Annotated in this window: 17 protein-coding genes; 10 read left to right on the forward strand and 7 right to left on the reverse strand. The window is 70.5% G+C overall.

Annotated elements, in window-relative coordinates:
- Nucleotides 1-7 precede the first annotated feature (7 nt).
- The 7 genes from ACZ67T_RS14140 to ACZ67T_RS14170 form a co-directional block, all read right to left on the reverse strand.
- Nucleotides 8-2269: a glycoside hydrolase family 3 N-terminal domain-containing protein gene (locus ACZ67T_RS14140; protein WP_469983974.1), complete on the reverse strand. Its 2262-nt coding sequence runs from the start codon at nucleotides 2267-2269 to the stop codon at nucleotides 8-10.
- Nucleotides 2266-4200 carry a cellulase family glycosylhydrolase gene (locus tag ACZ67T_RS14145; RefSeq protein WP_469983976.1) on the reverse strand — a complete coding sequence of 645 codons (1935 nt, stop codon included), beginning with the start codon at nucleotides 4198-4200 and terminating at the stop codon, nucleotides 2266-2268. The genes ACZ67T_RS14140 and ACZ67T_RS14145 overlap by 4 nt, the downstream gene beginning before the upstream one ends.
- A 42-nt stretch (nucleotides 4201-4242) precedes the next feature.
- Nucleotides 4243-5283, reverse strand: a complete 1041-nt coding sequence (locus ACZ67T_RS14150; protein WP_469983978.1) for a LacI family DNA-binding transcriptional regulator — start codon at nucleotides 5281-5283, stop codon at nucleotides 4243-4245.
- Nucleotides 5280-6125 (reverse strand): carbohydrate ABC transporter permease, encoded by an 846-nt coding sequence (locus tag ACZ67T_RS14155; RefSeq protein ID WP_329574901.1) that lies wholly within the window; start codon nucleotides 6123-6125, stop codon nucleotides 5280-5282. Before ACZ67T_RS14155 ends, ACZ67T_RS14150 begins: the two co-directional genes overlap by 4 nt.
- A 14-nt stretch (nucleotides 6126-6139) precedes the next feature.
- Entirely contained in the window at nucleotides 6140-7078 is a 939-nt protein-coding gene (locus tag ACZ67T_RS14160) for a carbohydrate ABC transporter permease (RefSeq protein ID WP_469983980.1), read from the reverse strand.
- 41 nt (nucleotides 7079-7119) lie between these two features.
- Nucleotides 7120-8397, reverse strand: a complete 1278-nt coding sequence (locus ACZ67T_RS14165; protein WP_469984415.1) for an ABC transporter substrate-binding protein — start codon at nucleotides 8395-8397, stop codon at nucleotides 7120-7122.
- Nucleotides 8398-8576: 179 nt separating this feature from the next.
- Nucleotides 8577-9491, reverse strand: coding sequence for a helix-turn-helix transcriptional regulator (locus tag ACZ67T_RS14170; RefSeq protein WP_469983981.1), 915 nt, complete (start codon nucleotides 9489-9491; stop codon nucleotides 8577-8579).
- A 193-nt stretch (nucleotides 9492-9684) separates the two neighbouring features.
- Here ACZ67T_RS14170 and tkt point away from each other — a divergent pair, with 193 nt between their 5' ends.
- The 10 genes from tkt to ACZ67T_RS14220 all read left to right on the forward strand — a co-directional run bounded on the left by tkt (nucleotide 9685) and on the right by ACZ67T_RS14220 (nucleotide 23175).
- A complete protein-coding gene (gene tkt / locus ACZ67T_RS14175) occupies nucleotides 9685-11769 on the forward strand; it encodes a transketolase (RefSeq protein ID WP_469983983.1) in 2085 nt (694 codons plus the stop codon).
- A 38-nt stretch (nucleotides 11770-11807) separates the two neighbouring features.
- The gene (tal, locus tag ACZ67T_RS14180; RefSeq protein ID WP_469983985.1) at nucleotides 11808-12944 is read left to right on the forward strand and encodes a transaldolase; all 1137 of its coding nucleotides are present in this window, start codon (nucleotides 11808-11810) and stop codon (nucleotides 12942-12944) included.
- Nucleotides 12941-14473, forward strand: coding sequence for a glucose-6-phosphate dehydrogenase (gene zwf / locus ACZ67T_RS14185; protein WP_469983986.1), 1533 nt, complete (start codon nucleotides 12941-12943; stop codon nucleotides 14471-14473). Before tal ends, zwf begins: the two co-directional genes overlap by 4 nt.
- A complete protein-coding gene (gene opcA / locus ACZ67T_RS14190; RefSeq protein WP_469983987.1) occupies nucleotides 14470-15405 on the forward strand; it encodes a glucose-6-phosphate dehydrogenase assembly protein OpcA in 936 nt (311 codons plus the stop codon). Before zwf ends, opcA begins: the two co-directional genes overlap by 4 nt.
- Nucleotides 15398-17044 (forward strand): glucose-6-phosphate isomerase, encoded by a 1647-nt coding sequence (gene pgi, locus ACZ67T_RS14195; protein ID WP_469983989.1) that lies wholly within the window; start codon nucleotides 15398-15400, stop codon nucleotides 17042-17044. The genes opcA and pgi overlap by 8 nt, the downstream gene beginning before the upstream one ends.
- 17 nt (nucleotides 17045-17061) lie before the next feature.
- Nucleotides 17062-17937 carry a phosphogluconate dehydrogenase (NAD(+)-dependent, decarboxylating) gene (gene gnd, locus ACZ67T_RS14200; RefSeq protein WP_469984417.1) on the forward strand — a complete coding sequence of 292 codons (876 nt, stop codon included), beginning with the start codon at nucleotides 17062-17064 and terminating at the stop codon, nucleotides 17935-17937.
- A gap of 19 nt (nucleotides 17938-17956) precedes the next feature.
- Nucleotides 17957-18556: a histidine phosphatase family protein gene (locus ACZ67T_RS14205; RefSeq protein WP_469983991.1), complete on the forward strand. Its 600-nt coding sequence runs from the start codon at nucleotides 17957-17959 to the stop codon at nucleotides 18554-18556.
- 117 nt (nucleotides 18557-18673) lie between these two features.
- A complete protein-coding gene (locus tag ACZ67T_RS14210) occupies nucleotides 18674-20365 on the forward strand; it encodes a fibronectin type III domain-containing protein (RefSeq protein WP_469983993.1) in 1692 nt (563 codons plus the stop codon).
- Between the two features lie 217 nt (nucleotides 20366-20582).
- The gene (locus ACZ67T_RS14215) at nucleotides 20583-21449 is read left to right on the forward strand and encodes an ROK family protein (RefSeq protein WP_469983994.1); all 867 of its coding nucleotides are present in this window, start codon (nucleotides 20583-20585) and stop codon (nucleotides 21447-21449) included.
- 31 nt (nucleotides 21450-21480) lie between these two features.
- Nucleotides 21481-23175 (forward strand): ABC transporter substrate-binding protein, encoded by a 1695-nt coding sequence (locus ACZ67T_RS14220; RefSeq protein WP_469983995.1) that lies wholly within the window; start codon nucleotides 21481-21483, stop codon nucleotides 23173-23175.
- The last annotated feature ends 6 nt before the right edge of the window (nucleotides 23176-23181 follow it).

Below are 23181 nucleotides of genomic sequence, written 5' to 3' on the forward strand. Positions count from 1 at the left end.
ACCCCCGTCACCGCGTCACGGTCAGTGCCGCGCCCCGCGTGCGGTCCGACGACGGTCCCGTCTCGATCGAGAACGCGCCGGGCTCCACGGCGAGGTCCAGATCGCGGGTGACCGAGGCGAGCACCTCGGCGTCGACGGCGAACACGGCCTCGGCGCTCCCGCCGGGCTCCAGGTCGAGCCGTACGAACCCGCGCAGCTCCCGCGTCCGCGGCCACGACGTACCGCCCGACACCCGGCGCACATACAGCTGCACCGTCTCGCGCACGGGCACCGTCCCGGTGTTCGTCACCGTGACGGAGCACGTCGTGCCGGGTTCACCGGCCGTGACGGTGGAGTGCGTGAGTCGGGGCGCCGCGTACTCCACCGTCGTGTAGGACAGGCCGTGGCCGAAGGGGTGCCGCGCGGTGGCGCTCTGGTCCACGTAGCCGCGGTAGCCGTGGTCCTTGGCGTTGTAGAACACCGGGAGCTGCGCGGCGGAGCGCGGCACCGACACCGGGAGCCGGCCCGTCGGCGACGCGGCCCCGAACAGGACGTCGGCCACTGCCCGTCCGCCCCACGGCCCCGGATACCAGGCGCACAGCACGCCCTTCGCCTTCCCCGTGAGGTCGGGCAGCACGTGCGGGCGGCCCTGGACGAGGACCACGACGACCGGGGTGCCCGTGGCCGCGACCGCGTCGAGCAGCGCCGACTGCCCGTCCGGCAGCCGCAGATCGGCCAGGTCGACGCCTTCGCCGCAGGTCATGCCCACCGGGTTCCCCGAGGCGACGACGGCCGCCCCGTTGGCCTCGAAGCGCGTGTCGGCCTCGCGGGCGCTCGACCCGCCGAGGACGAGTACGGCCACGTCGGCCGACGCGGCCGCGGCGACCGCCTCCGGCACGCCGGACAGGTCACCGCCGACGAGCTCGCAGCCGCGCGCGTACGTCACTTCGGCGCCGGGCGCCGCCCCCGCCCGGATCCCGTCGAGCACGGTGACACCCGAGCCGGGCCGCTGCGGCGCGGTGTAGTCACCGATCTGGCCGGGAACGGAGTCCGCACCGGGACCCACGACCGCGATGCGGCGCGGGGACGGGCCGAGCGGCAGCGTCACCCCGTCGTGCTCCAGGAGCACGATCGACTCGCGCGCCAGGCGTTCGCTCAACTCCCTTACGCCGCACTCCGTTTCGGGCCTCTCGGCGTACGGCTGCTCGAAGAGGCCGAGCCGGAACTTGAGCGCGAGGACGCGCTCCACGGCCGTGTCCACGGTCGCCTCCGCGACGAGGCCCCGTTCGACGGCCTCGCCCAGCCGCGGGAAGCAGTCGTCCCACAGGCTCAGGTCCGTGCCCGCCGCCAGGGCGAGCGCGCCCGCCGCCGCGGGATCGCCGGCCAGCCGCGTCAGCCGGTCGAGCGCGCCCCCGTCGGCCATCACGATGCCGTCGAACCCCCAGCGCTCCCGCAGGAGTTCGGTCAGGAGATACCGGCTCGCGGCGCACGGCAGGCCGTCGAACTCGTTGTACGCCGCCATCACGCCCGCGGCGCCCGCACGGACCCCCGCCCGCGCCGCCGCCAGATGGATCTCGTGCAGCTCGCGGGCGCCGAGCTCGGTGGCCGCGCTGTTGCGCCCGCCGACCGAGGAACCCTGGCCCGCGAAGTGCTTCAGCACCACCCCGACCCCGGCCCGCCGCATGCCCCGTACGAGCGCCTCGGTGAACCGGGCCGCCAGATACGGGTCCTCGCCGAAGCACTCCTCGGCCCGGCCCCAGCGCGGGTCGCGCACGAGGTCGAGCGCCGACACCAGGGCCAGATGGCCGCCCCTGGCCCGCAGTTCGGCCGCCGTCGCGGCCGCCGCCTCCTCGTAGAGGTCCGGGTCCCAGGTCGAGCCGACGGCCAGGTTCACCGGCAGGACGGTGCCGTCGAGCGCCTGGTGGCCGTGCGGGACCTCCTCGACCAGGAGCACCGGGATGCCGAGGCGTGTCCGCTCGACCATGTGCCGCTGCACCGCGGCCGCGACGCCCGCCGCGTCCGCCGCCGTGATCCCGTCGGCGAAGGTCACCCCGGACCACGGGTCCGCGCGCTGCAACCCGTACAGGGCGCCCATGCCGTCGTACGCGGCGACCTCGGAGCGGAACGCGTCCGTCAGCCGGTGGCCCGAGCCGGTGCGCTCGTACGCGTCCCAGCCGTACATCCGCTGGTTGAGCTGTCCGACCTTCTCGGTGAGGGTCATCCGGCCGAGCAGGTCCCGCACGCGCTCACGCACCGGGGCCGCGGGGTCGCGGTACAGCGGCCCGCTCATCGCAGTTCCAGGACGCGCACGCCGTACGGGTCGAGGGTGACGTCCGTGACGGGCTCGCCCGTCCCCGCGTCGTGCAGCGACCCGTCCGCCTCCGGACGCACCGCCACCTCCTGCCCTGACTGGCTCACCAGCCACACGAACCGCCGTCCGTCCTCGTGGACCAGCACGTCGGCCGACACGTACGGGCTCTCGACCGTCACGGGCCGTGCCACACCGGCGACCTCGGCGAGCGCCGCGTACAGCCGGTGCGTCTGCTCCGGGTTGACGTGCGCCGTGCGGGCGGCCATGTGCTCCAGCGGATACGTCGCGAGGACGGTGCGGCCGAGGCCCGTGGCCCGCGAAAGGAGTGCCGGGCGCCCGTGCGCGTCGACGGCGACGACCTCCGCGTCGCGCGCCTCGACAGGCAGGTACGCCCGGCTGTCCTCGTTGCCCGCAACCGGGAAGCGCAGGGTCTCACCGGCCCTGATGCCACCGAAGTCCGTCGTGAACGTCATCTCCAGGACCTCGTCCTCGATCGGTTCGGCCACCCCGTACGACAGCTGCATCTCGACGCCGAACAGCCCGTCCAGGTCGTCGAACCACGGCCCGCGTGTGCCCGGGTGCTCGCCCGAGCAGAACGAGAGGTAGACCGTGGCTCCCTCGGTGGCCCGCCGTGCCAGTGCGCGCCGGGTGCGGGTCGTCAACTGCCTTGTCGCGGGGAGGAGATAGAGCTGCGCGTCCTCGCTGATGCCGTCCGCCTCCCGGGTGAGGCCCACCGCCAGGTCCGCGGCGCGCGCCGCGACGTACCCCTGGTGGAGCGAGGTGAAGATGAGCGGGCGGTCGGCGGGGCGGCTGTACGGGTAGCCGCGCTCCAGGAACGCGGGCACGACGAGCGCGGCCCCGGCGTCCGAGCGGCGGCAGCGCGCGAAGTCGACCTGCTCCAACACCTTCGCGAACGAGGCGAGTTCGACGAGCGGGGTCTTCGGGGCGCCCGTGCTGTCCGTGATGCCGAAGTGCATCTCGAAGGGGTGGTGGTCATAGGGGGACCGGTCCCACAGATCGTCGTAGTCCGTGTTGTTCCAGGCGACCCAGCCCGTCGCGCCGCCCAGCAGTGAGTTGTGCAGGGTCTGGCGGTAGTACACGCCCGCGTTCTCGGCAGAGACCGTGTCGGTCGACAGGCCGAACTCCTCCAGGACCACCGGCTGCCCGGTGACGGCCGCGAGCTCGCACTCGAACGCGGCCCGGTAGTGCTGGCGAGGCCGGTCCGTGTCGGAGCGGTAGACGTGCGGCCCCACGAAGTCGACGTACTCGGCGGTGTCCCGCAGCGAGAAGCCGTTGTCGCGGCCCGTCACCTCGATGCCCCACGCCCCGTCGCCGAGGGAGACGGGCTGGGTGCCGCCGGCCGCGCGCACCGCATTGCACATGGCCTGCGCCCACGCCGTGACGACGTCACTGGAGGGCGGGTCGACCTGGTAGATCCGCCCGTAGCCCGGCATCTCGTTGGTGATCAGCCAGCCCGTGACCGCCGGGTGGTCCTTGAAGCGGCGCGTCATCTGCGACACGAACCACGCCTGGCGGCCGACCATCCACACGTCCTCGTACAGGTCCCGGCCCCCGCGCCACGCCGGATCCCAGTTCTCGCCGGACATGTGGCCGACGATGAACGTCGGTACGGTGCCCATGCCCGCCTCGGTGTGCGCGTCGAGGAAGTCGCTGAAGCGCGCGCACAGCTCCTCGTCGATCCGGTGCGGTTCGGGGTGGAAGTCGGGCCAGTAGAAGAACGAGCGGGTCATGTTCAGACCGTGCTCGCGCAGCACCGCCAGTTCCTCGCGGACCACCTTCGGGTCGTAGTCGCGCCACATCAGGGGACCGCCGGTACGGGACCAGAAGTTGGCGCCGAGCCAGGGCAGGACGGCGGAATCGTGGGTCAGGTGGGCGCTGTGGCGTCGCATGGTGGTACCTAGCTCCGTTGAAATGCGGTGATCTGAGGGGCTCTAAAAGGGAGTTGCGGGTCCGGTCGACTCGCGGACGACCAGGTGCGGGCGCCCCTCGAGCGGTGTCTCGGGGACGTCCTCTCCGCACCGGGCGAGCAGCACGCGCGCGGCGGCCGCGCCGACCCGCTGCACCTGCTGGTCGACGGTCGTCAGGCGCGGGTGCAGCCAGCTGCCGAGCGGGAGGTTGTCGTAGCCGACGACGGACAGGTCGTCGGGCACGCGCAGGCCGGCGCGCTGGGCGGTGCCGATGCCGCACACGGCCATCGAGTCGTTGGCGTACACGATCGCGGTGGGCCGCTCGGTGCGCCCGATGAGCTCCTCGGTCGCGGCGACGGCGGCCGTCTCCGAGAAGTCGGTGCTCAGGACGGCGACGGGCCGGAGCCCGGCGAGGCCGAGCGTCTCCTCGAACACCGTGCGCCGCAGCCGGGTGTGCTGGAGCTCGGCGGGCCCGCAGACGTACGCGATGCGCCGGTGGCCGAGCCCGAGCAGGTGGTCGACCGCCTCGTGGACGCCCGACCCCTGGTTGCCCAGGCCGACGGTCGGCACGGTGGCCTCCGGGTCGGGCGCGCCGAGCAGTACCGACGGAAGTCCGAGGCGGCGCAGCAGGGCCGGGCGCGGGTCGTCGGCGCGTGCGTCCGTGAGGACGGCCCCGTCGACCCGGCCCTCCGCGGCGAGCCGCTCGTACAGGGCGCTCTCCTCGTCGACACCGGCGACCAGATGCAGCAGCAGACCGTAGCCGCGCGGCGCCAACTCGCCCTCTATACCGGTGATCAGCTCGCTGAAGTGCGGGTCGGCCCCGAGCACGTCGGTGGGCCTGCGCACGACGAGCGCGAGCGTACGGGTACGGGCGCTGCGCAGCGCCGCCGCCGACGCGCTCGGCGACCAGCCGAGTTCCGCCGCCGCGTCGAGGATCCGCCGCCTGGTCGGCTCGGCGAGGCGCCCCTTGTCGTTGAACGCCTGCGACACCGCGGCCGTCGACACCCCCGCGGCGGCCGCCACCGCCTTGATGGTCGGCCGGCTTCCGGTACGGGCCTTGCTCACATCTTCACCGCCCCACTGACGAGTGCCTGCTGCATCCGCTTCTGGAGCACCGTATAGACGATCCACACCGGTACGAGGGTGAGGACGGTCCCCGCGGTCAGAACCCCGTAGTCGGTCCCGGTGATGGACTTCAGCGTGGGCAGCGCCACTTGGACCGTGCGCTGGGCGGGATCCGGGCCGATGATCACGAGCGAGTACAGGTATTCGTTCCAGAACGTCAGGAAGTTCAGGAGCAGCACCGTCGCGATGCCGGGCAGGCACATCGGCGTGTACACGTGCCGCAGCACCGCGAAGGTCGAGGCGCCGTCCATGCGGGCCGCCTCCTCCATCTCCCTGGGGATGGTCCGCATGAACTGGACCAGGATCACCACCGACAGCGGCATCGCCGTGGCCGGCAGGAACAGGATCATGAACGTGCGGGTGTGGAACAGGCCGGTGGCCGCGGCGAGCAGGAACGTCGGGAAGAGCGCCGCGAACGTCGGGATCAGGAACCCCAGCGAGAAGACGCTCTCGACCACGGAGGCGAGCCGGCCCGTCGAGCGGGCCAGCGCGAACGCCGCCGGTATCGCGAGCGCGAGCGTCAGGACGAGCGAGAACACCGTCACCAGCGCCGAGTTGACGACGGCGAGCCCCAGGCCGGCGCTGTGGAAGGCGGTACTGAAGTTGCCGAGGCCGAACGACGACGGCAGTGCGAACGGGCTGGCGAAGATCTCCTCGTTCGTCTTGAACGCCGAGGCGACGAAGTAGTAGAGGGGGATGACCAGGAGCACCGCGTACAGCCAGACGAGGATGTGCGCGGGCAGCCAGGACCTGCCGAGGCGGCTGTGCTTGGCGGACTTCATGGCGACGGCTCCGATCAGTGGTTCGGGCGGAACGCACGCCGGATGGCGAGCAGTCCGACGAGTCCGGCGAGGAAGAGGAAGACACCGACGGTCTGGCTGTAGCCGAGGTCCGCCGCGATGAACGCCTTCTGGTACACGAGGAATGACAGCGTTGTCGACGAGCTGCCCGGACCGCCCTGCGTCAGCAGCAGCACATGCTGCGCCGAGCCGAACAGCGTCCACAGGAACTGGAGCATCGTCACGACGCCCACATAGTCCTTGATCACCGGGAAGTGGATACGCCACATGGTCCGCCAGTGCCCGGCCCCGTCGAGCTGTGCGGCCTCTCCCAGCTCGTCCGGCACACTGCCGAGCCGCGCCGCGAACAGCACCGCCGTGAATCCGATGCCCGCCCAGATGTCCAGCGCGATCAGACACGCGAGGGCGGTCGAGGGCGAGGCGAGCCATGCGTCGGAGAGCGAGCCGAGACCGACCGCCTTCAGGCCGCCGTTGACCAGGCCGTCGGGGGAGAGGGCCGCGTAGAAGACCATGGCCTTCGCCGGAGTCGAGATCAGCCCGGGGATGAACAGCAGATACCGGATGACCTTGTGACCGGGCGGCTTCTGCGCGACGTAGTAGCCCAGCATGTACGCGCACACCACCATCACCGGGACGGCGACGACGAGCTGGATCGCCGTGTTGCTCACCGCGTCCCAGAACACCGGGTCGTCGAAGACCGTGCGCACGTTGTCGAACCCGGCGAACGACACCGGCTGCAGCATGCCCGGCCAGCGCAGCGCCGCCACCACGAAGATGGCGACCAGCGGGCCGACCATGAAGACCAGGTACCAGACGAGGGCGGGCAGGGCGAGGACCGTGCCGCCCTGGCGGCGCGGCCGCCGGGCGGTGTCCGGGGAAGACGGGGTGGGGCGGCGGACCGCGGTCTCGCCCGCTGTCGACGTCATCGTCGTCATGAGCAACTCCCTTACGGATGAGGAGAGAGGGGGGCGGGCGGTCAGACGCCGCGGTACGCGGCCTCGAGCACCGAGCGGACCTCGGCCGCGCTCGTGCCGCGCGTGAAGGACGTACTCGTCGCCGTGATCAGCGGCTGCGTCGCGGCCGGCGGGACGAACAGGTCGGGCAGCAGCACCTGGCTCACGTCACCGCCGAGCCGCTGCGCCTCCGCCACCAGCGGGAAGTCCGAGCTGACCGTGTCGGACCGCAGCGCCATGTCGCGCCCGGCCTCCTTGATGAACCGCGAGACGGTGTCCGGGCGGTACATGAACCGCAGGAACTTCTCGACGGCGTCGATCTTCTTCGTGCCGTTCGGGCTGATCCAGAAGCCGATCAGCGTGTACGTGCGCAGGATCGTCGGCTTGTCGTGCGCCGCGCCCGGGGCCAGCGGCCAGCCGCCCACGTCGGTGTGCCGCGCCACCTCGGCCGGCACCTTCGCGAGGGCGGACGACATGGCGGACTGCATCGCTGCGGCCTGGGTGTTGAAATGCGTGGTCATCGTGTCCGACGTCAGGCCCTGGGCCTTGTCGGCGAACACCCCGGCGTCGCGCAGCTCGACGAAGTAGTCGATGCCCTGCCGTGCGCCCCGGCCGCCGAAGTCCCCGGTCGCGTAGACGTGCCGGGCCTCGTCCTCGGTCAGGAACGTCTGGATGATCTGCGCGAGCAGCTTCTGCCCGGTCCAGTCGTTGCCGCCGACGGTCACCGGCGCGATGTTCTTCTTGCGCAGCTTGCCTGCGGCGGCGATGAGCTGGTCCCCGGTGGCGGGGATCTCGTCGACTCCCGCCCGGTCGAGGAGCGCCCGGTTGAAGGCGACCGGCCAGTTCGTGGCGAAGTACGGGAATGCGCGCAGCCGTCCCTTGCCGTCGGTCCACGCGTCCAGGGCCACGGGCAGCACGCGCTCGCGCAGCCCCCAGTCGTCCAGGTAGCCCTTCACGTCCACGGTGGCGCCGACATCGGTCCAGGCCAGCGTCTTGTCGTAGAGGTTCACCATGACGACGTCCGGCTCCTTGCGGGCCAGCCGCGAGGTCTCGTAGACCTGCGTGAGGTCGTCGCCGTTGACGAGGTTGCGCACCTTGAGGCCGGTCTCCTTGCGGAACCGGTCCAGGGCCGAGAGGTAGGTGGGGGAGCCGGGGGCCGTGGTGCCGAGCTGGCTGTGCACCACGAGCGTGTCGGGGTCGTCGTCGGCCGCGGCGAGGGCGGAGCAGCCGGACAGGGCGGTGGCGGCGGCGAGCGAGCCACCGGCGGCGAGGAATCCGCGCCGACTCATCGTCGAGGGCACAGAGGGCACAGCGGTATGTCTCCAACCGGGGCGGGCCCACGGGGGCCGGGGTGGTTAATCGATATACCTGTGGGAGGTGCGAGCACCGTAAGGGGCGGCAGGGGAACGGTCAACCCCTCGTTGCGCAGGGTGAAACGGGGCCGCCGCAGGGCCGTGCGTACCCGGGGAAAAGGCCCGTATCAGGCCTGTTCGGCCCGGAATGCCGCCGGTGTCACGCCCGCGTGCTGCTGGAAGTACTTCGAGAAGTTCGCCGAGTCGCCGATGCCGACGGCCACGCCGATGCGGCCCACCGGCAGGTCCGTGTGGGCGAGCAGGCGTTTCGCCTCCAGGGTCACCCGGCGGTCGATGAACGCCTTCGGGGTCTGGCCCGTCGCCGCCCGCACTGCGCGGACGAGAGTGCGCCGGGAGTAGCCGAGCTCGTCCGCGTACGCGCTCACGCTGTGGTTCGTGGTGAAGCCCTGCTCGACCGCCGTGCGGAAGCGGCTGAACGTCGTGTCCGGCTGGGGCCTGCACTCGTCCGCCGCCGCCCGCGCCGACACATGGGCGACCCGCAGCATGAAGGCCGTCAGGGAGTGCCGCAGGACCGAGGTGTGCAGGCTGAGCGGGAGCGTGGCCGTGTCCAGGTACTCGCGCTGGAGCTGGTCCAACGAGGCGTCCAGGGCGGCGAGTTGGGCCTCGTCGGGGTGGAGCAGGGGCGGCCGGTCGTAGCGGTAGAGGCCCGTCGCCTCGACGATCGCGCGCGGCAGGAAGCCGGGCTGCATGGTGAGCGCCGTGCCGACGTAGCGCTCGCCCGTCGAGAATCCGTGCACCTGGCCGGGCCGGATCCACAGGATGTCGCCGGCGCCGACCTCGTGCTCCGTGAAGTCGATCATGTGGTGGACCGGGCCCTCGCGGAAGAAGAGCAGCACGTGGAAGTCGATCCGGTGCACACGGCGCGACAGACCGACACCGCCCGCCCAGGGGCCCTCCGTGCCCATCGGGCCGATCTGTATCCCGACCCCGGACACGCTGGCGCTCGGGTCGAAGGGATACGTACGGATGTGCTCCGGGTCTCCCATATGTGCGCTCGGATGGGCGCCGCCCTGCTCCGTCATTCGATTTCCTTGACTCAAACCGGCTCGGCCTCTGATAGGTGTCCCATTTTCACCGACCGCTGGCACGGGGGCACCTGCCGCGCCAAAAGTATGACCTTTAGATTCGTATGTAGTTCGACCAGGGCTTTCGGCCGGGTCGGGCGGTGCCTTTCGGTACCTCGGATGCACAACGGATGCGAAGGAAGTCGTACAGATGAGCACGCAGACACCGGACGCCCTCGGCCCCTTCGAGTGGAGTGACCTCGACCGGCGTGCCGTCGACACCGCGCGCCTGCTCGCGGCCGACGCCGTGCAGCAGGTCGGCAACGGCCACCCCGGCACGGCGATGAGCCTGGCCCCCGCCGCGTACACCCTCTTCCAGAAGGTCATGCGCCACGACCCGGCCGACCCCGAGTGGACCGGCCGCGACCGCTTCGTCCTCTCCCCGGGCCACACCAGCCTCACCCTCTACACCCAGCTCTTCCTCTCGGGCTACGAGCTGGAGCTCGACGACCTGAAGGCCTTCCGCACCCACGGCTCGAAGACCCCGGGCCACCCCGAGTACGGCCACACCGCCGGTGTCGAGACGACGACCGGCCCGCTCGGCCAGGGTGTCGCCAACGCCGTGGGCATGGCGATGGCCGCCCGCTACGAGCGCGGCCTCTTCGACCCCGAGGCCCCCGAGGGCGAGTCCCCCTTCGACCACACCATCTGGGCGATCGTCTCCGACGGCGACCTGGAGGAGGGCATCTCCGCCGAGGCGTCCTCCCTCGCCGGCCACCAGAAGCTCGGCAACCTCGTCTTCGTCTACGACGACAACCACATCTCCATCGAGGGCGACACCGCCACCGCGTTCTCCGAGGACGTCCTCAAGCGGTACGAGTCCTACGGCTGGCACGTGCAGCGCATCGAGCCCAAGGCCGACGGCGACACCGACGTGCACGCCCTGTACGAGGCCCTGGCCGCGGCGAAGGCCGACACCGGCCGCCCGTCCATCATCGCGATGCGCACGATCATCGCCTGGCCCGCCCCGAACGCGCAGAACACCGAGGCGTCCCACGGCTCCGCGCTCGGCGCCGAGGAGATCGCCGCCACCAAGCGCGTCCTCGGCTTCGACCCGGAGCGGACCTTCGAGGTCGCCGACGACGTCATCGCGCACACCCGCGGGGCCCTCGACCGCGGCGCCGACGCGCACGCCGAGTGGGACAAGCGGCTCGGCGAGTGGCGCACGGCCGAGCCCGAGCGCTCCGCCCTCCTCGACCGCATCGTCGCCGGCCGTCTCCCCGAGGGCTGGGAGCAGGCGCTCCCGTCCTTCGACGAGGGCACGAAGGTCGCGACGCGCGCCGCGTCCGGCAAGGTCCTGCAGGCGCTCGGCCCGGTCATCCCGGAGCTGTGGGGCGGCTCGGCCGACCTCGCGGGCTCGAACAACACGACCATCGACAAGACCAGTTCGTTCCTCCCGAAGGGCAACCCGCTGCCGGAGGCCGACCCGTACGGCCGCACGATCCACTTCGGCATCCGCGAGCACTCGATGGCCGCCGAGATGAACGGCATCGCGCTGCACGGCAACACCCGCATCTACGGCGGCACGTTCCTCGTCTTCTCGGACTACATGCGCAACGCCGTCCGCCTCTCCGCGCTGATGCAGCTCCCCGTCACGTACGTGTGGACCCACGACTCCATCGGCCTGGGCGAGGACGGCCCCACGCACCAGCCGGTCGAGCACCTCGCCTCCCTGCGCGCCATCCCGGGTCTGAACATCGTCCGCCCGGCCGACGCCAACGAGACCGCCGTCGCCTGGCGCGAGATCCTGCGCCGCGGCACCACGAAGCCCGCCCCGCACGGCCTCGCGCTGACCCGCCAGGGCGTGCCCACGTACGAGCTCGACGAGCAGGCGGCGAAGGGCGGTTACGTGCTGCGTGAGGCGTCCACCGCGACGCCCGACATCGTCCTGATCGCGACCGGCTCCGAGGTGCACCTCGCCGTGGCCGCCCGCGAGCAGCTGGAGGCCGAGGGGATCGGCACGCGCGTCGTGTCGATGCCGTCCGTCGAGTGGTTCGAGGAGCAGTCGCAGGACTACAAGGACAGCGTCCTGCCGTCGTCCGTGAAGGCGCGCGTCGCCGTCGAGGCCGGCATCGGCCTGACCTGGTACCGCTACGTCGGCGACGCCGGCCGCATCGTCTCCCTGGAGCACTTCGGCGCCTCCGCCGACGCCGCCACGCTCTTCGCCGAGTACGGCTTCACCGCCGACAACATCGCCGCCCAGGCGCGCGAGTCCCTCACCGCCGCCCGCGCCTGACCCGTACGCACCCGTACACCCGAAAGAAGTTGAAGAACATGAGCAACGCCGACTCCACCGTCACGCCCCTCAAGTCCCTCGCCGGCGAAGGCGTCTCCATCTGGCTGGACGACCTGTCCCGCAAGCGCATCGAGTCCGGCAACCTCGCCGAGCTGATCGAGAACAGCCACGTCGTGGGCGTCACGACGAACCCCTCGATCTTCCAGGCGGCCATCGGCTCCGGTGAGGGCTACGAGGAGCAGCTCGCCGACCTCGCCACCCGCGGCGTCACCGTCGACGAGGCGGTCCGCATGATGACCACCGCCGACGTCCGCGCCGCCGCCGACATCCTGCGCCCCGTGTACGACGCGACGCAGGGCCGCGACGGCCGCGTCTCCATCGAGGTCGACCCGCGCCTCGCCCACGACACCGTGGCCACCGTCGCCGAGGCCAAGCAGCTGTTCTGGCTGGTCGACCGCCCGAACGTCATGATCAAGATCCCTGCGACGAAGGCGGGCCTCCCGGCCATCACCGAGGTCATCGGCCTCGGCATCAGCGTCAACGTCACCCTGATCTTCTCCCTCGACCGCTACAAGGCCGTCATGGACGCCTACCTCGCGGGTCTGGAGAAGGCGCAGGCCGCGGGCATCGACCTGGCGGGCATCCACTCCGTCGCCTCCTTCTTCGTCTCGCGCGTCGACGCCGAGATCGACAAGCGCCTCGACCAGGTAGGCACCGACGAGGCCGGGTCCCTCAAGGGCAGGGCCGCCCTCGCCAACGCCCGCCTCGCGTACGAGGCGTACGAAGAGGTCTTCGCCTCCGAGCGCGCCACGAAGCTGGAGACCGCCGGCGCCAACAGGCAGCGCCCGCTGTGGGCCTCCACCGGCGTCAAGGACCCCGCGTACAAGGACACCCTGTACGTCGACGAGCTCGTCGCCCCGGGCACGGTCAACACCATGCCGGAGGCCACCCTGAAGGCCACCGCCGACCACGGCGTGATCACCGGCGACACGGTGACGGGCGGCTACGAGCAGGCCCGCGCCGACCTCAAGGCGGTCGACGCGCTCGGCATCTCCTACGACGAGGTCGTCCAGCAGCTCGAGGACGAGGGCGTCGCCAAGTTCGACGTCGCCTGGAACGACCTGCTCGGCACCGTCGCGAACCGCCTCGCCGGCAAGGAGGCGCAGGCCAAGTGAGCACCACTGCTTGGCAGAACCCGCTGAGGGACCCCCGCGACCGCCGCCTGCCGCGCATCGCGGGCCCCTCCGGGCTCGTCATCTTCGGAGTCACCGGCGACCTGTCCCGCAAGAAGCTGATGCCGGCCGTCTACGACCTCGCCAACCGGGGACTGCTGCCGCCGGGCTTCTCGCTCGTCGGCTTCGCCCGCCGCGAGTGGGAGGACCAGGACTTCGCCCAGGTCGTCCACGACGCGGTGCGCGAGCACTCCCGCACCGAGTTCCGTGAGGAGGTCTGGCAGCAGCTCGTCGAAGGCATGCGCTTCATCCCCGGCGACTTCGACGACGACACGGCGTTCAAGCAGCTGCGCGAGGCCGTCGACGACCTCGACGAGAAGCGCGGCACCAGCGGCAACTACGCCTTCTACCTCTCCGTACCGCCGAAGTTCTTCCCGCAGGTCGTGCAGCAGCTCAAGAAGCACGGCCTCGCCGACGGGCCCGAGGGCTCCTGGCGCCGCGCCGTCATCGAGAAGCCGTTCGGCCACGACCTGGCCAGCGCCCGCGAACTCAACGCGATCGTGCACGACGTCTTCGCCCCCGATCAGGTCTTCCGCATCGACCACTACCTCGGCAAGGAGACCGTCCAGAACATCCTGGCCCTCCGCTTCGCCAACCAGATGTACGAACCCGTCTGGAACCGGAGTTACGTCGACCACGTGCAGATCACGATGGCCGAGGACATCGGCATCGGCGGCCGCGCCGGCTACTACGACGGCATCGGCGCCGCCCGTGACGTCATCCAGAACCACCTCCTCCAGCTCATGGCGCTGACCGCCATGGAGGAGCCCGCCTCCTTCGACGCCGAGTCGCTCCTCACCGAGAAGCTCAAGGTCCTCAAGTCCGTGCGGCTGCCGGAGAATCTCGGCGAGCACACCGTCCGCGGCCAGTACGCGGCCGGGTGGCAGGGCGGCGAGAAGGTCCCCGGCTACCTCCAGGAAGACGGCATCGACCCCGGGTCGAAGACCGACACCTACGCGGCCATCAAGCTGTCGGTCGACAACCGCCGCTGGGCGGGCGTCCCCTTCTACCTGCGCACCGGCAAGCGCCTCGGCCGCCGCGTCACCGAGATCGCCGTCGTCTTCCAGCGCGCCCCGCACTCCCCGTTCGACTCCACCGCCACGGAGGAACTCGGCCAGAACGCCGTGGTCATCCGCGTCCAGCCCGACGAGGGCATGACCGTACGCTTCGGCTCGAAGGTCCCGGGTACGTCGATGGAGATCCGGGACGTGTCGATGGACTTCGCCTACGGCGAGTCCTTCACCGAGTCCAGCCCGGAGGCGTACGAACGGCTCATCCTGGACGTCCTGCTCGGCGACGCCAACCTCTTCCCCCGCACGGAGGAGGTGGAGGAGTCCTGGAAGATCCTCGACCCGATCGAGGGCCACTGGGACAGCCACGGCCGGCCCGCGCAGTACGCCTCGGGAAGCTGGGGCCCGAAGGAAGCGGACGAGATGCTCGCACGAGACGGACGGAGCTGGCGCAGGCCATGAAGATCGACCTCACCGACACGACGGCAAGCAAGGTCAACAAGGCCCTGGTGCAAGGCCGCAGGGCGATTGGCACCCCGGCCGTGGGCATGGTCCTCACGATGGTCATCGTGACCGACGAGGAGAACGCCTACGACTCCATCAAGGCCGCCGAGGAAGCCTCCCGCGAGCACCCCTCGCGCACCCTCGTCGTGATCAAGCGGCACGCCCGCTCGCCGCGCGACCGCCAGGGCAACCGCCTCGACGCCGAGGTGCGCGTCGGCGCGGACGCCGGCACCGGCGAGACCGTCCTGCTGCGTCTGTACGGCGAGGTCGGCCAGCACGCCGACTCCGTCGTCCTGCCGCTGCTGCTCCCGGACGCGCCCGTCGTCGTCTGGTGGCCCGTCGACGCCCCTGACGTCCCCGCCAAGGACCCCCTGGGCGCCCTCGCCCAGCGCCGTATCACCGACGCGTACGCCGTCGAGGACCCGCTGTCCGCGCTGGCCGCCCGTGCCGCCTCGTACGCCCCCGGCGACACCGACCTCGCCTGGACGCGCCTCACGCCGTGGCGCTCCATGCTGGCCGCCGCCCTCGACCAGGCCGGGGCCGAGATCATCTCGGCGGCCGTCGAGAGCGAGGCCGAGAACCCCAGCGCCGAGCTGCTCGCCCGCTGGCTGGGCGCCCGCCTCGGCGTGCCCGTCGACCGCGTCACCACCGCGGGCCCGGTCGTCACGGCCGTCCGCCTCGGCACAGCCGGCGGCGAGATCCGCATCGACCGTCCCGAGGGCCCCCTCGCGCAGCTCACCCTGCCCGGCCAGCCGCAGCGCACCCTGGCCCTCAAGGTCCGCACCACCTCCGAGCTGATCGCCGAAGAACTCCGCCGCCTCGACGCGGACGAGATGTACGCCGTCGCCCTGCGCGGCGACGGCACCAAGGAGCGCGTTCAACATGCCTGACACCACCCCGCACCTCACGGTCCGCCCCCAGTGGACGGCCCTGTCGGACCACCGCGCGAAGCAGCGCCAGGTCCATCTGCGGGATCTGTTCACCACCGACCCGGACCGTGCCGCGCGCTACACGGTCCAGGTCGGCGACCTGCACATCGACTACTCCAAGCACCTGATCACGGACGAGACGCTCGCCCTGCTCCAGGAACTGGCCACCGCCACCGACGTGTTCGGGCAGCGCGACGCCATGTTCCGCGGCGAGAAGATCAACACGACGGAGGACCGGGCCGTGCTGCACACGGCGCTGCGGGCTCCGCGCGGTGCGGTGATCGAGGTCGACGGTGAGAACGTCGTCCCCGAGGTCCACGCCGTGCTGGACAAGATGGCCGCCTTCGCGGACAGGGTCCGTTCGGGCGAGTGGACGGGCCACACCGGCAGGCGCATCAAGAACGTCGTGAACATCGGCATCGGCGGCTCCGACCTGGGTCCGGCGATGGCGTACGAGGTCCTGCGGTCCTTCACGGACCGGGACCTGACGGTGCGTTTTGTGTCGAACGTGGACGGTGCGGACCTGCACGAGGCCGTCCGCGACCTCGACCCGGCCGAGACGCTGTTCATCATCGCCTCGAAGACGTTCACGACGATCGAGACGATCACCAACGCGACCTCCGCGCGCAGCTGGCTGCTCGCCGCGCTCGGCGACGACTCCGCGGTCGCGAAGCACTTTGTCGCCCTGTCGACGAACGCCGAGAAGGTGGCCGACTTCGGCATCGACACGGCCAACATGTTCGAGTTCTGGGACTGGGTCGGCGGGCGCTACTCGTACGACTCGGCCATCGGCCTCTCGCTGATGATCGCGATCGGCCCGGACGCGTTCCGCGAGATGCTCGACGGCTTCCACCTCGTCGACGAACACTTCCGCACCGCCCCCGCCGAGTCCAACGCCCCTCTCCTGATGGGCCTGTTGGGCATCTGGTACGGCAACTTCCACGGCGCCCAGTCGCACGCGGTCCTGCCGTATTCGCACTACCTGTCCAGGTTCACGGCGTACCTCCAGCAGCTCGACATGGAGTCGAACGGCAAGTCCGTGGACCGCGAGGGCCGCCCGGTGGACTGGCAGACGGGCCCTGTCGTCTGGGGCACCCCCGGCACCAACGGGCAGCACGCCTACTACCAGCTCATCCACCAGGGCACGAAGCTCATCCCGGCCGACCTGATCGGCTTCGCCCGGCCGGTCGGCGAACTCTCGCCCCAACTGGCGGACCAGCACGACCTGTTGATGGCCAACCTGTTCGCGCAGGGCCAGGCCCTCGCCTTCGGCAAGACCGCCGACGAGGTCCGTGCCGAAGGCGTCGCCGAGGCCCAGGTGCCCCACCGCACCTTCAAGGGCAACCACCCCACGACCACCGTCCTGGCGAAGGAACTCACGCCCTCCGTCCTGGGCCAGCTCATCGCCCTCTACGAGCACAAGGTGTTCGTCCAGGGCGCCGTCTGGAACATCGACTCCTTCGACCAGTGGGGCGTCGAACTCGGCAAGGTCCTCGCCAGGCGCGTCGAGCCCGCCCTCACCGAGGGCGCCGACGTCCCCGGCCTCGATGCCTCCACCCAGGCGCTCGTCGCCACCTACCGCACGCTCCGGAAGAAGTGAAGACAGACATGACCGCGATACAGCTCGGACTCATCGGCCTCGGCAAGATGGGCGGCAACATGCGCGAGCGCATCCGCCGCGCCGGCCACACCGTCATCGGCTACGACCGCAACCCCGAGGTCTCCGACGTCGACTCCCTCGCCGAGCTCGTCGAGAAGCTCGAAGGCCCGCGCGTGGTCTGGGTGATGGTCCCCGCGGGCGCCGCCACCCAGTCCACGATCGACGAGCTCAAGGAACTGCTCTCGCCCGGCGACATCGTCGTGGACGGCGGCAACTCCCGCTGGACCGACGACGAGAAGCACGCCGCCGAGCTCGCCATCAAGGGCATCGGCTTCGTCGACGCCGGTGTCTCCGGCGGCGTCTGGGGCCTGGAGAACGGCTACGCCCTCATGGTCGGCGGCGACAAGGAGCACATCGCCCGCGTCCAGCCGGTCTTCGACGCCCTCAAGCCCGAAGGGGACTTCGGCTACGTCCACGCCGGCAAGGTCGGCGCCGGGCACTTCTCCAAGATGGTCCACAACGGCATCGAGTACGCCATGATGCAGGCCTACGCCGAGGGCTGGGAGCTCCTGGAGAAGGTCGACTCCGTCACCGACGTGCGTGAGGTCTTCCGCTCCTGGCAGGAGGGCACGGTCATCCGTTCCTGGCTGCTCGACCTGGCGGTCAACGCGCTGGACGACGACGAGCACCTGGACAAGCTGCGCGGCTTCGCCGCCGACTCCGGTGAGGGCCGCTGGACGGTCGAGGCGGCCATCGACAACGCGGTGCCCCTGCCCGCGATCACCGCGTCCCTCTTCGCGCGCTTCGCCTCGCGTCAGGACGACTCGCCGCAGATGAAGATGATCGCCGCCCTGCGTAACCAGTTCGGCGGCCACGCCGTCGAGAAGAAGTAATCAGGGGGAGACGACAGCCATGGGCGACCTCCTGCTGGTCCGCCACGGCGAAACGGAGTGGAGCCTGTCCGGACAGCACACCAGCTGGACGGACAAGCCCCTCACCCAGCACGGCGAGGAACAGGCCAAGTCCCTCGCCCCGCTCCTCGCCGGACGTCCGTACGCACTCGTCCTCACCAGTCCGCTCGGCCGCGCGGTCCGCACCGCCGACCTCGCGGGCCTGAGCGGGGCCAGGGCCGAGGCGGATCTTCACGAGTGGCACTACGGCGCCTACGAAGGCATCACCACACGCGAGATCCACCGCACCCGCCCCGACTGGGACCTGTGGACCCAGGGCGTCCCGCAGGGTCCTCAGGGCGGGCCCGGCGAGTCCCCGGAGGCCGTCGGCGAGCGGGCCGACCGCGTCCTGGCCCGTGTGGCGCCCGCGCTCGCGCAGGGCGACGTGGTCCTCGTGGCCCACGCCCACGTCCTGCGCGTGCTGACGGCCCGCCGCCTGGGCCTCGCCCCGGCGGACGGCCGCCTTTTCCAGCTGGCGACCGGGACGGTGAGCCGCCTTTCGACGGAGCACGGGCGACCGGTGATCGCGGAGTGGAACGTGCGGGCGCCCGGACACGAGTGAGCCGAGTGAACGCGGGGTCTTGACAAGGGGATTGGTCCATACCAACTTGGTGGTCGCGCTTCGCGCGCCGCTGGTGTTGTGTCCGGTCCAATCCCCTTGCCCCCACCGGGAGTTCGTGTGTTCTCCAGACGCAAGAGACGCTCCGCAAGGCCCCGCCTTCTCGCCCTCATCGGATCCGCCGCACTCGCCGTGGCCGGCGCGGTCGCCCTCCCCACCACCGCGCAGGCGGCGAACGTGCTGTCCAACGCGGGCTTCGAGAGCGGCAGCACGAGTCCGTGGACCTGCTCGGGCGGGCTCGGCTCGATCGTGTCCAGCCCGGTCCACGGCGGTACCAAAGCCCTGTCGGGGGCGGCCAGTTCCAGCGACAACGCGAAGTGCAGCCAGACCGTCTCCGTCCAGCCGAACACCGCGTACACCCTCTCGGGATGGGTGCGCGGCAACTACGTCTACCTCGGCGTGGACGGCGGGGCCTCGACCTGGACGCAGTCCCCGACCGCGTACAGCCAGCTCACCGTGCAGTTCACGACCGGCGCCTCCCAGACCAGCGCCACCGTCTACACCCAGGGCTGGTACGCGCAGGGCACCTACTACGCCGACGACATCAGCCTCGACGGGCCCGGTGGCGGGGGCGGCGACACCCAGGCGCCCACCGCCCCGACGGCCCTGAAGTCCACCGGCAAGACCTCGACGAGTGTCTCCCTGTCCTGGACCGGGTCGAGCGACAACGTCGGAGTCACCGGCTACGACATCTACAGCGGCGGCAGCAACAAGCTCCTGACGGTCTCCGGCACGAGCGCCACCGTCAGCGGCCTCTCCCCGAGCACCGCGTACACCTTCACGGTCAAGGCCCATGACGCGGCCGGCAACTCCTCCGCCGCCTCCAACTCGGTCTCCGTGACCACCGATCAGGGCTCCGGCGGCGGCACCGGCTTCAAGCAGGCGGCCCCGTACCTCTACACCGGCTGGGGTGATCCGCCGAGCCCGGCCACGGTCATGAACGCGACCGGCGTCAAGTGGTTCACGATGGCGTTCGTCCTCTCCTCCGGCGGCTGCAACCCCGCCTGGGACGGCCAGCGCGCCCTCACCGGCGGCCAGGACCAGACCGCGATCAACGCCATCCGCTCCGCGGGCGGCGATGTCGTCCCGTCCATCGGCGGCTGGAGCGGCAACAAGCTCGGCCCCAACTGCTCGACCCCCGAAGCCCTCGCGGGCGCCTACCAGAAGGTCATCGACGCCTACGGGCTCAAGGCCATCGACGTCGACATCGAGAACTCCGACGAGTTCGAGAACGAAGCCGTCCAGGACCGCGTCCTGGGTGCCCTGAAGATCGTCAAGGCCAACAACCCGGGCCTGCGCACGATCCTCACCTTCGGCACCTCGACGACCGGACCGACGTACTACGGCAACCGCCTCATCGAGCAGTCCAAGGCCCTGAACGCGGACATCGACGTCTTCACGATCATGCCGTTCGACTTCGGCGGCGGCTCCGACATGTACGGCAACACGGTGAACGCCGCCGAGGGCCTCAAGACCAAGCTCAAGTCGGTCTTCGGCTGGGACGACGCGACGGCGTACGCGCACATCGGCATCTCCGGCATGAACGGCCTCAGCGACCAGCAGGAGACCACGACGCCGGCGATCTGGACCCAGGTCAAGGACTGGGCCAACAGCCACCGCATCGCACGCCTCGCCTTCTGGTCGGTCAACCGCGACCGGCCGTGCGCGGGCGGGGGAGTGGCGGAGAACTGCTCCGGCATCAGCCAGGACAACTGGCAGTTCACGAAGATCACCGCCGGATTCACCGGCTGACCGCGCACGCCGAACGGACGGGCCCCCGGGATTTCCCGGGGGCCCTGTCGTTGCCCGAGAGCTCGGAAAGCTCCAAAGGCTCCGGAGGCCCGAAAGATCATCAACTCCGTTGCGGGCGAGAGGGCTTACGCGCGCGGCGCATCGCGCGTACAGTCCGGGCCACCTCGTTTAGTTACGTAACTTTACTGGTGCCTCCCTCCCGCGTGAGGAGCTCCATGTGAACGTGCCTCCATCCACGCCCGTCGTCCTCGCCCTCGACTTCGGCGGCACCAAGACGGCCCTGACCGTCGCAGACCAGCACGGCACCCGGTTGCACGACGTCACCGTCGAGACCGCGGCGGAGCACGGCGCACAGGCAGGCCTCAAAAGGGCCGTGGGCGCCGCCCGAATCCTCCTCGACGGCCGTGAACCCGTCGCCGTCGGGGTGTCCACCATCGGCATCCCCGGCGCCGACGGCGTCGCCCTCTCGCCGAACATCCCCGGCTGGGAAGACCTGGCACTGGGCCGTGAACTCGCCCTGGAATTCCCGCAGTCGGAGCTGAGCCTGGCCACCGACGTGAAGGCCGCTGCCCGCTACGAGTGCGATGCCGGAGCGTTGAAGGGCTGCGACCCGGGCCTGTACGTCAACCTCGGCACCGGCCTCGCCGTCGCGATCGTGGCCGGCGGCACGGTCCTGACCGGACGGCACGGCGCGTCCGGCGAGATCGGCTACAACCTGCGGGCACCCGCCGATGTCGGCCTGGCCTCCGGAGAGCGGATCCCGCTGGAGGACGTCGTCAGCGGCAAGGCCCTCAGTCAGGCCGCGCAGGCGCAAGGATCCACCGAACTCGCCGGTCACATCGGTGAGTTCGTCGACGAGCTGGCCTTCCACCTCGTCAACCTCGCCATCGCCGTCGATCCCGAGCGGATCGTCGTCGGCGGCGGCATGGTCCGCTCCTGGGAGGCGCTGCACGACAGGCTGCGCCACGCCCTGGACGCGGCCGTGCCCTATCCGCCCCAGCTCGTACCCGCAGCGCATCCGTACGACGCGCCCCTGCTCGGGGCACTCGCGCTGGCCGTCGAGGCCGCGCGCACCGGAACCTGACGCACCCGGCCCACGAAGGGACTGGCAGGACATGAGGCCCACGCGCATCCTCGCCGCAGCGGTCATCGGCGCGCTCGCCGTGACGGCGACGGCCTGTTCGGAGACCAAGCACAAAGGCGACTCCGACGGCAACAACGCCACACAGAGCAGCGGCCCGAAGAAGAAGGGCGGCACGGTCACCATCGCCAACACGGCGGGGCAGACCTGGACCTGCAACTTCAACCCGTTCAACCCGGCGGTCTACAACACCTCCATAGGCTTCGTCTACGAACCCCTGATCCACGTCAACACCCTCAAGGACCAGGCCGAGACGCCGATGCTCGCCAAGAGCTACCGGTGGAACGCCGACAAGACGCAGATCGACTTCACGATCCGCTCCGGCGTGAAGTGGAACGACGGCAAGCCGTTCACCGCCAAGGACGTCGCCTTCACCTTCAACCTCATGAAGCGCGTCAAGTCCACCGACCTGTACGCCCTGTGGACCACGGCCGGACTCCAGTCGGCCACCGCCTCCGGCGACATGGTCAGCCTGAAGTTCGAGAAGGCGGCGCAGCCCTACTTCTACGCGTTCGCCCACCAGGTCGCGATCGTGCCCGAGCACGTCTTCGGCACCGGCGCGGCCGCCGCCCATCCCGACACGTGGGTGGACAAGAAGCCCGTCGGCACCGGCCCCTTCGAGGTCGACCCCTGCTCGCCGAACAACATCCAGTACACGGCCAACCCGGACTACTGGCAGCAGGGCAAGCCGTACATCCAGAAGGTCGAGTACCCGGCCTACCTCGACAACGGCCCCGCCAACCTCGACCTCGCCAACGGCAAGGCGCAGTGGGGCAGCCAGTTCATCCCGGGCATCAAGCAGTTCTACCTGGACAAGTCGCCCGACAACCACACGTGGTCGCCGCCCGTCCAGAACGTCAGCATCCACCCGAACCTGGACCCGTCCCACAAGATGACCAGCAACCTCAAGGTCCGGCAGGCGATCTCGTACGCCATCGACCGCGAGAAGGTCTCCAAGATCGGTGTGGGCGGACAGGAGCCGGCCGCGAACCAGTCGGGCATCGTCACCCCGACGTTCGACAAGTACTACGACAAGGCGGCCGTGGAGAAGGCGGGCTTCGACAAGCCGGACCCGGCCCGCGCCAAGAAGCTGATGGCCGGGCTCGGCTACTCCCCGTCCAAGCCGCTCAAGCTGAAGATCATCACGATCACCGGCTACACCGACTGGGACGCCTCGCTGAACGTCATCAAGCAGAACCTGAAGGCGGTCGGCATCGACCTCACCGTCCAGGACCTCGCCCAGCAGACCATGGTGGGCAAGCTCTACACCGGTGACTACGACCTGGCCTACTACAGCCAGCAGACCAGCGGCCCCACCCCGTACTACGAGCTGCGCCAGATGCTGCACTCCGCGAACACCGCGCCGCTCGGCAAGAACGCCGCCAGCAACTGGGAGCGCTACAAGAACCCGAAGGTCGACCAGCTCCTCAACGACTACGCCTCGGCGAGCGAGACCGAGCAGGTCGGCATCGTCAAGCAGGTCGCCCAGTACATGATCGACGACGTACCGCTGATCCCGGTCGTCGAGTCGGTCGACTGGTTCCAGTACAACACCAAGGACATCGGCGGCTGGCCCACCGAGGACAACCCCTACGCCCAGCCCGCGGCTTACAACTTCCCCGACACGGGCCAGGTGCTCACCCATCTGTACTCCAAGTCGGCCCAGTAGGCGGTG

This window comes from Streptomyces sp. NPDC107517, from assembly GCF_055582645.1.

What these genes read in the sequence shown, in the direction of transcription:
- ACZ67T_RS14160 (WP_469983980.1), bottom strand. Translation starts at nt 7,078, where the DNA reads ATGACGACGATGACGTCGACAGCGGGCGAGACCGCGGTCCGCCGCCCC.
- ACZ67T_RS14205 (WP_469983991.1), top strand. Translation starts at nt 17,957, where the DNA reads ATGGGCGACCTCCTGCTGGTCCGCCACGGCGAAACGGAGTGGAGCCTG.
- ACZ67T_RS14220 (WP_469983995.1), top strand. Translation starts at nt 21,481, where the DNA reads ATGAGGCCCACGCGCATCCTCGCCGCAGCGGTCATCGGCGCGCTCGCC.
- tkt (WP_469983983.1), top strand. Translation starts at nt 9,685, where the DNA reads ATGAGCACGCAGACACCGGACGCCCTCGGCCCCTTCGAGTGGAGTGAC.
- tal (WP_469983985.1), top strand. Translation starts at nt 11,808, where the DNA reads ATGAGCAACGCCGACTCCACCGTCACGCCCCTCAAGTCCCTCGCCGGC.
- ACZ67T_RS14170 (WP_469983981.1), bottom strand. Translation starts at nt 9,491, where the DNA reads ATGACGGAGCAGGGCGGCGCCCATCCGAGCGCACATATGGGAGACCCG.
- pgi (WP_469983989.1), top strand. Translation starts at nt 15,398, where the DNA reads ATGCCTGACACCACCCCGCACCTCACGGTCCGCCCCCAGTGGACGGCC.
- opcA (WP_469983987.1), top strand. Translation starts at nt 14,470, where the DNA reads ATGAAGATCGACCTCACCGACACGACGGCAAGCAAGGTCAACAAGGCC.
- ACZ67T_RS14140 (WP_469983974.1), bottom strand. Translation starts at nt 2,269, where the DNA reads ATGAGCGGGCCGCTGTACCGCGACCCCGCGGCCCCGGTGCGTGAGCGC.
- ACZ67T_RS14155 (WP_329574901.1), bottom strand. Translation starts at nt 6,125, where the DNA reads ATGAAGTCCGCCAAGCACAGCCGCCTCGGCAGGTCCTGGCTGCCCGCG.
- ACZ67T_RS14145 (WP_469983976.1), bottom strand. Translation starts at nt 4,200, where the DNA reads ATGCGACGCCACAGCGCCCACCTGACCCACGATTCCGCCGTCCTGCCC.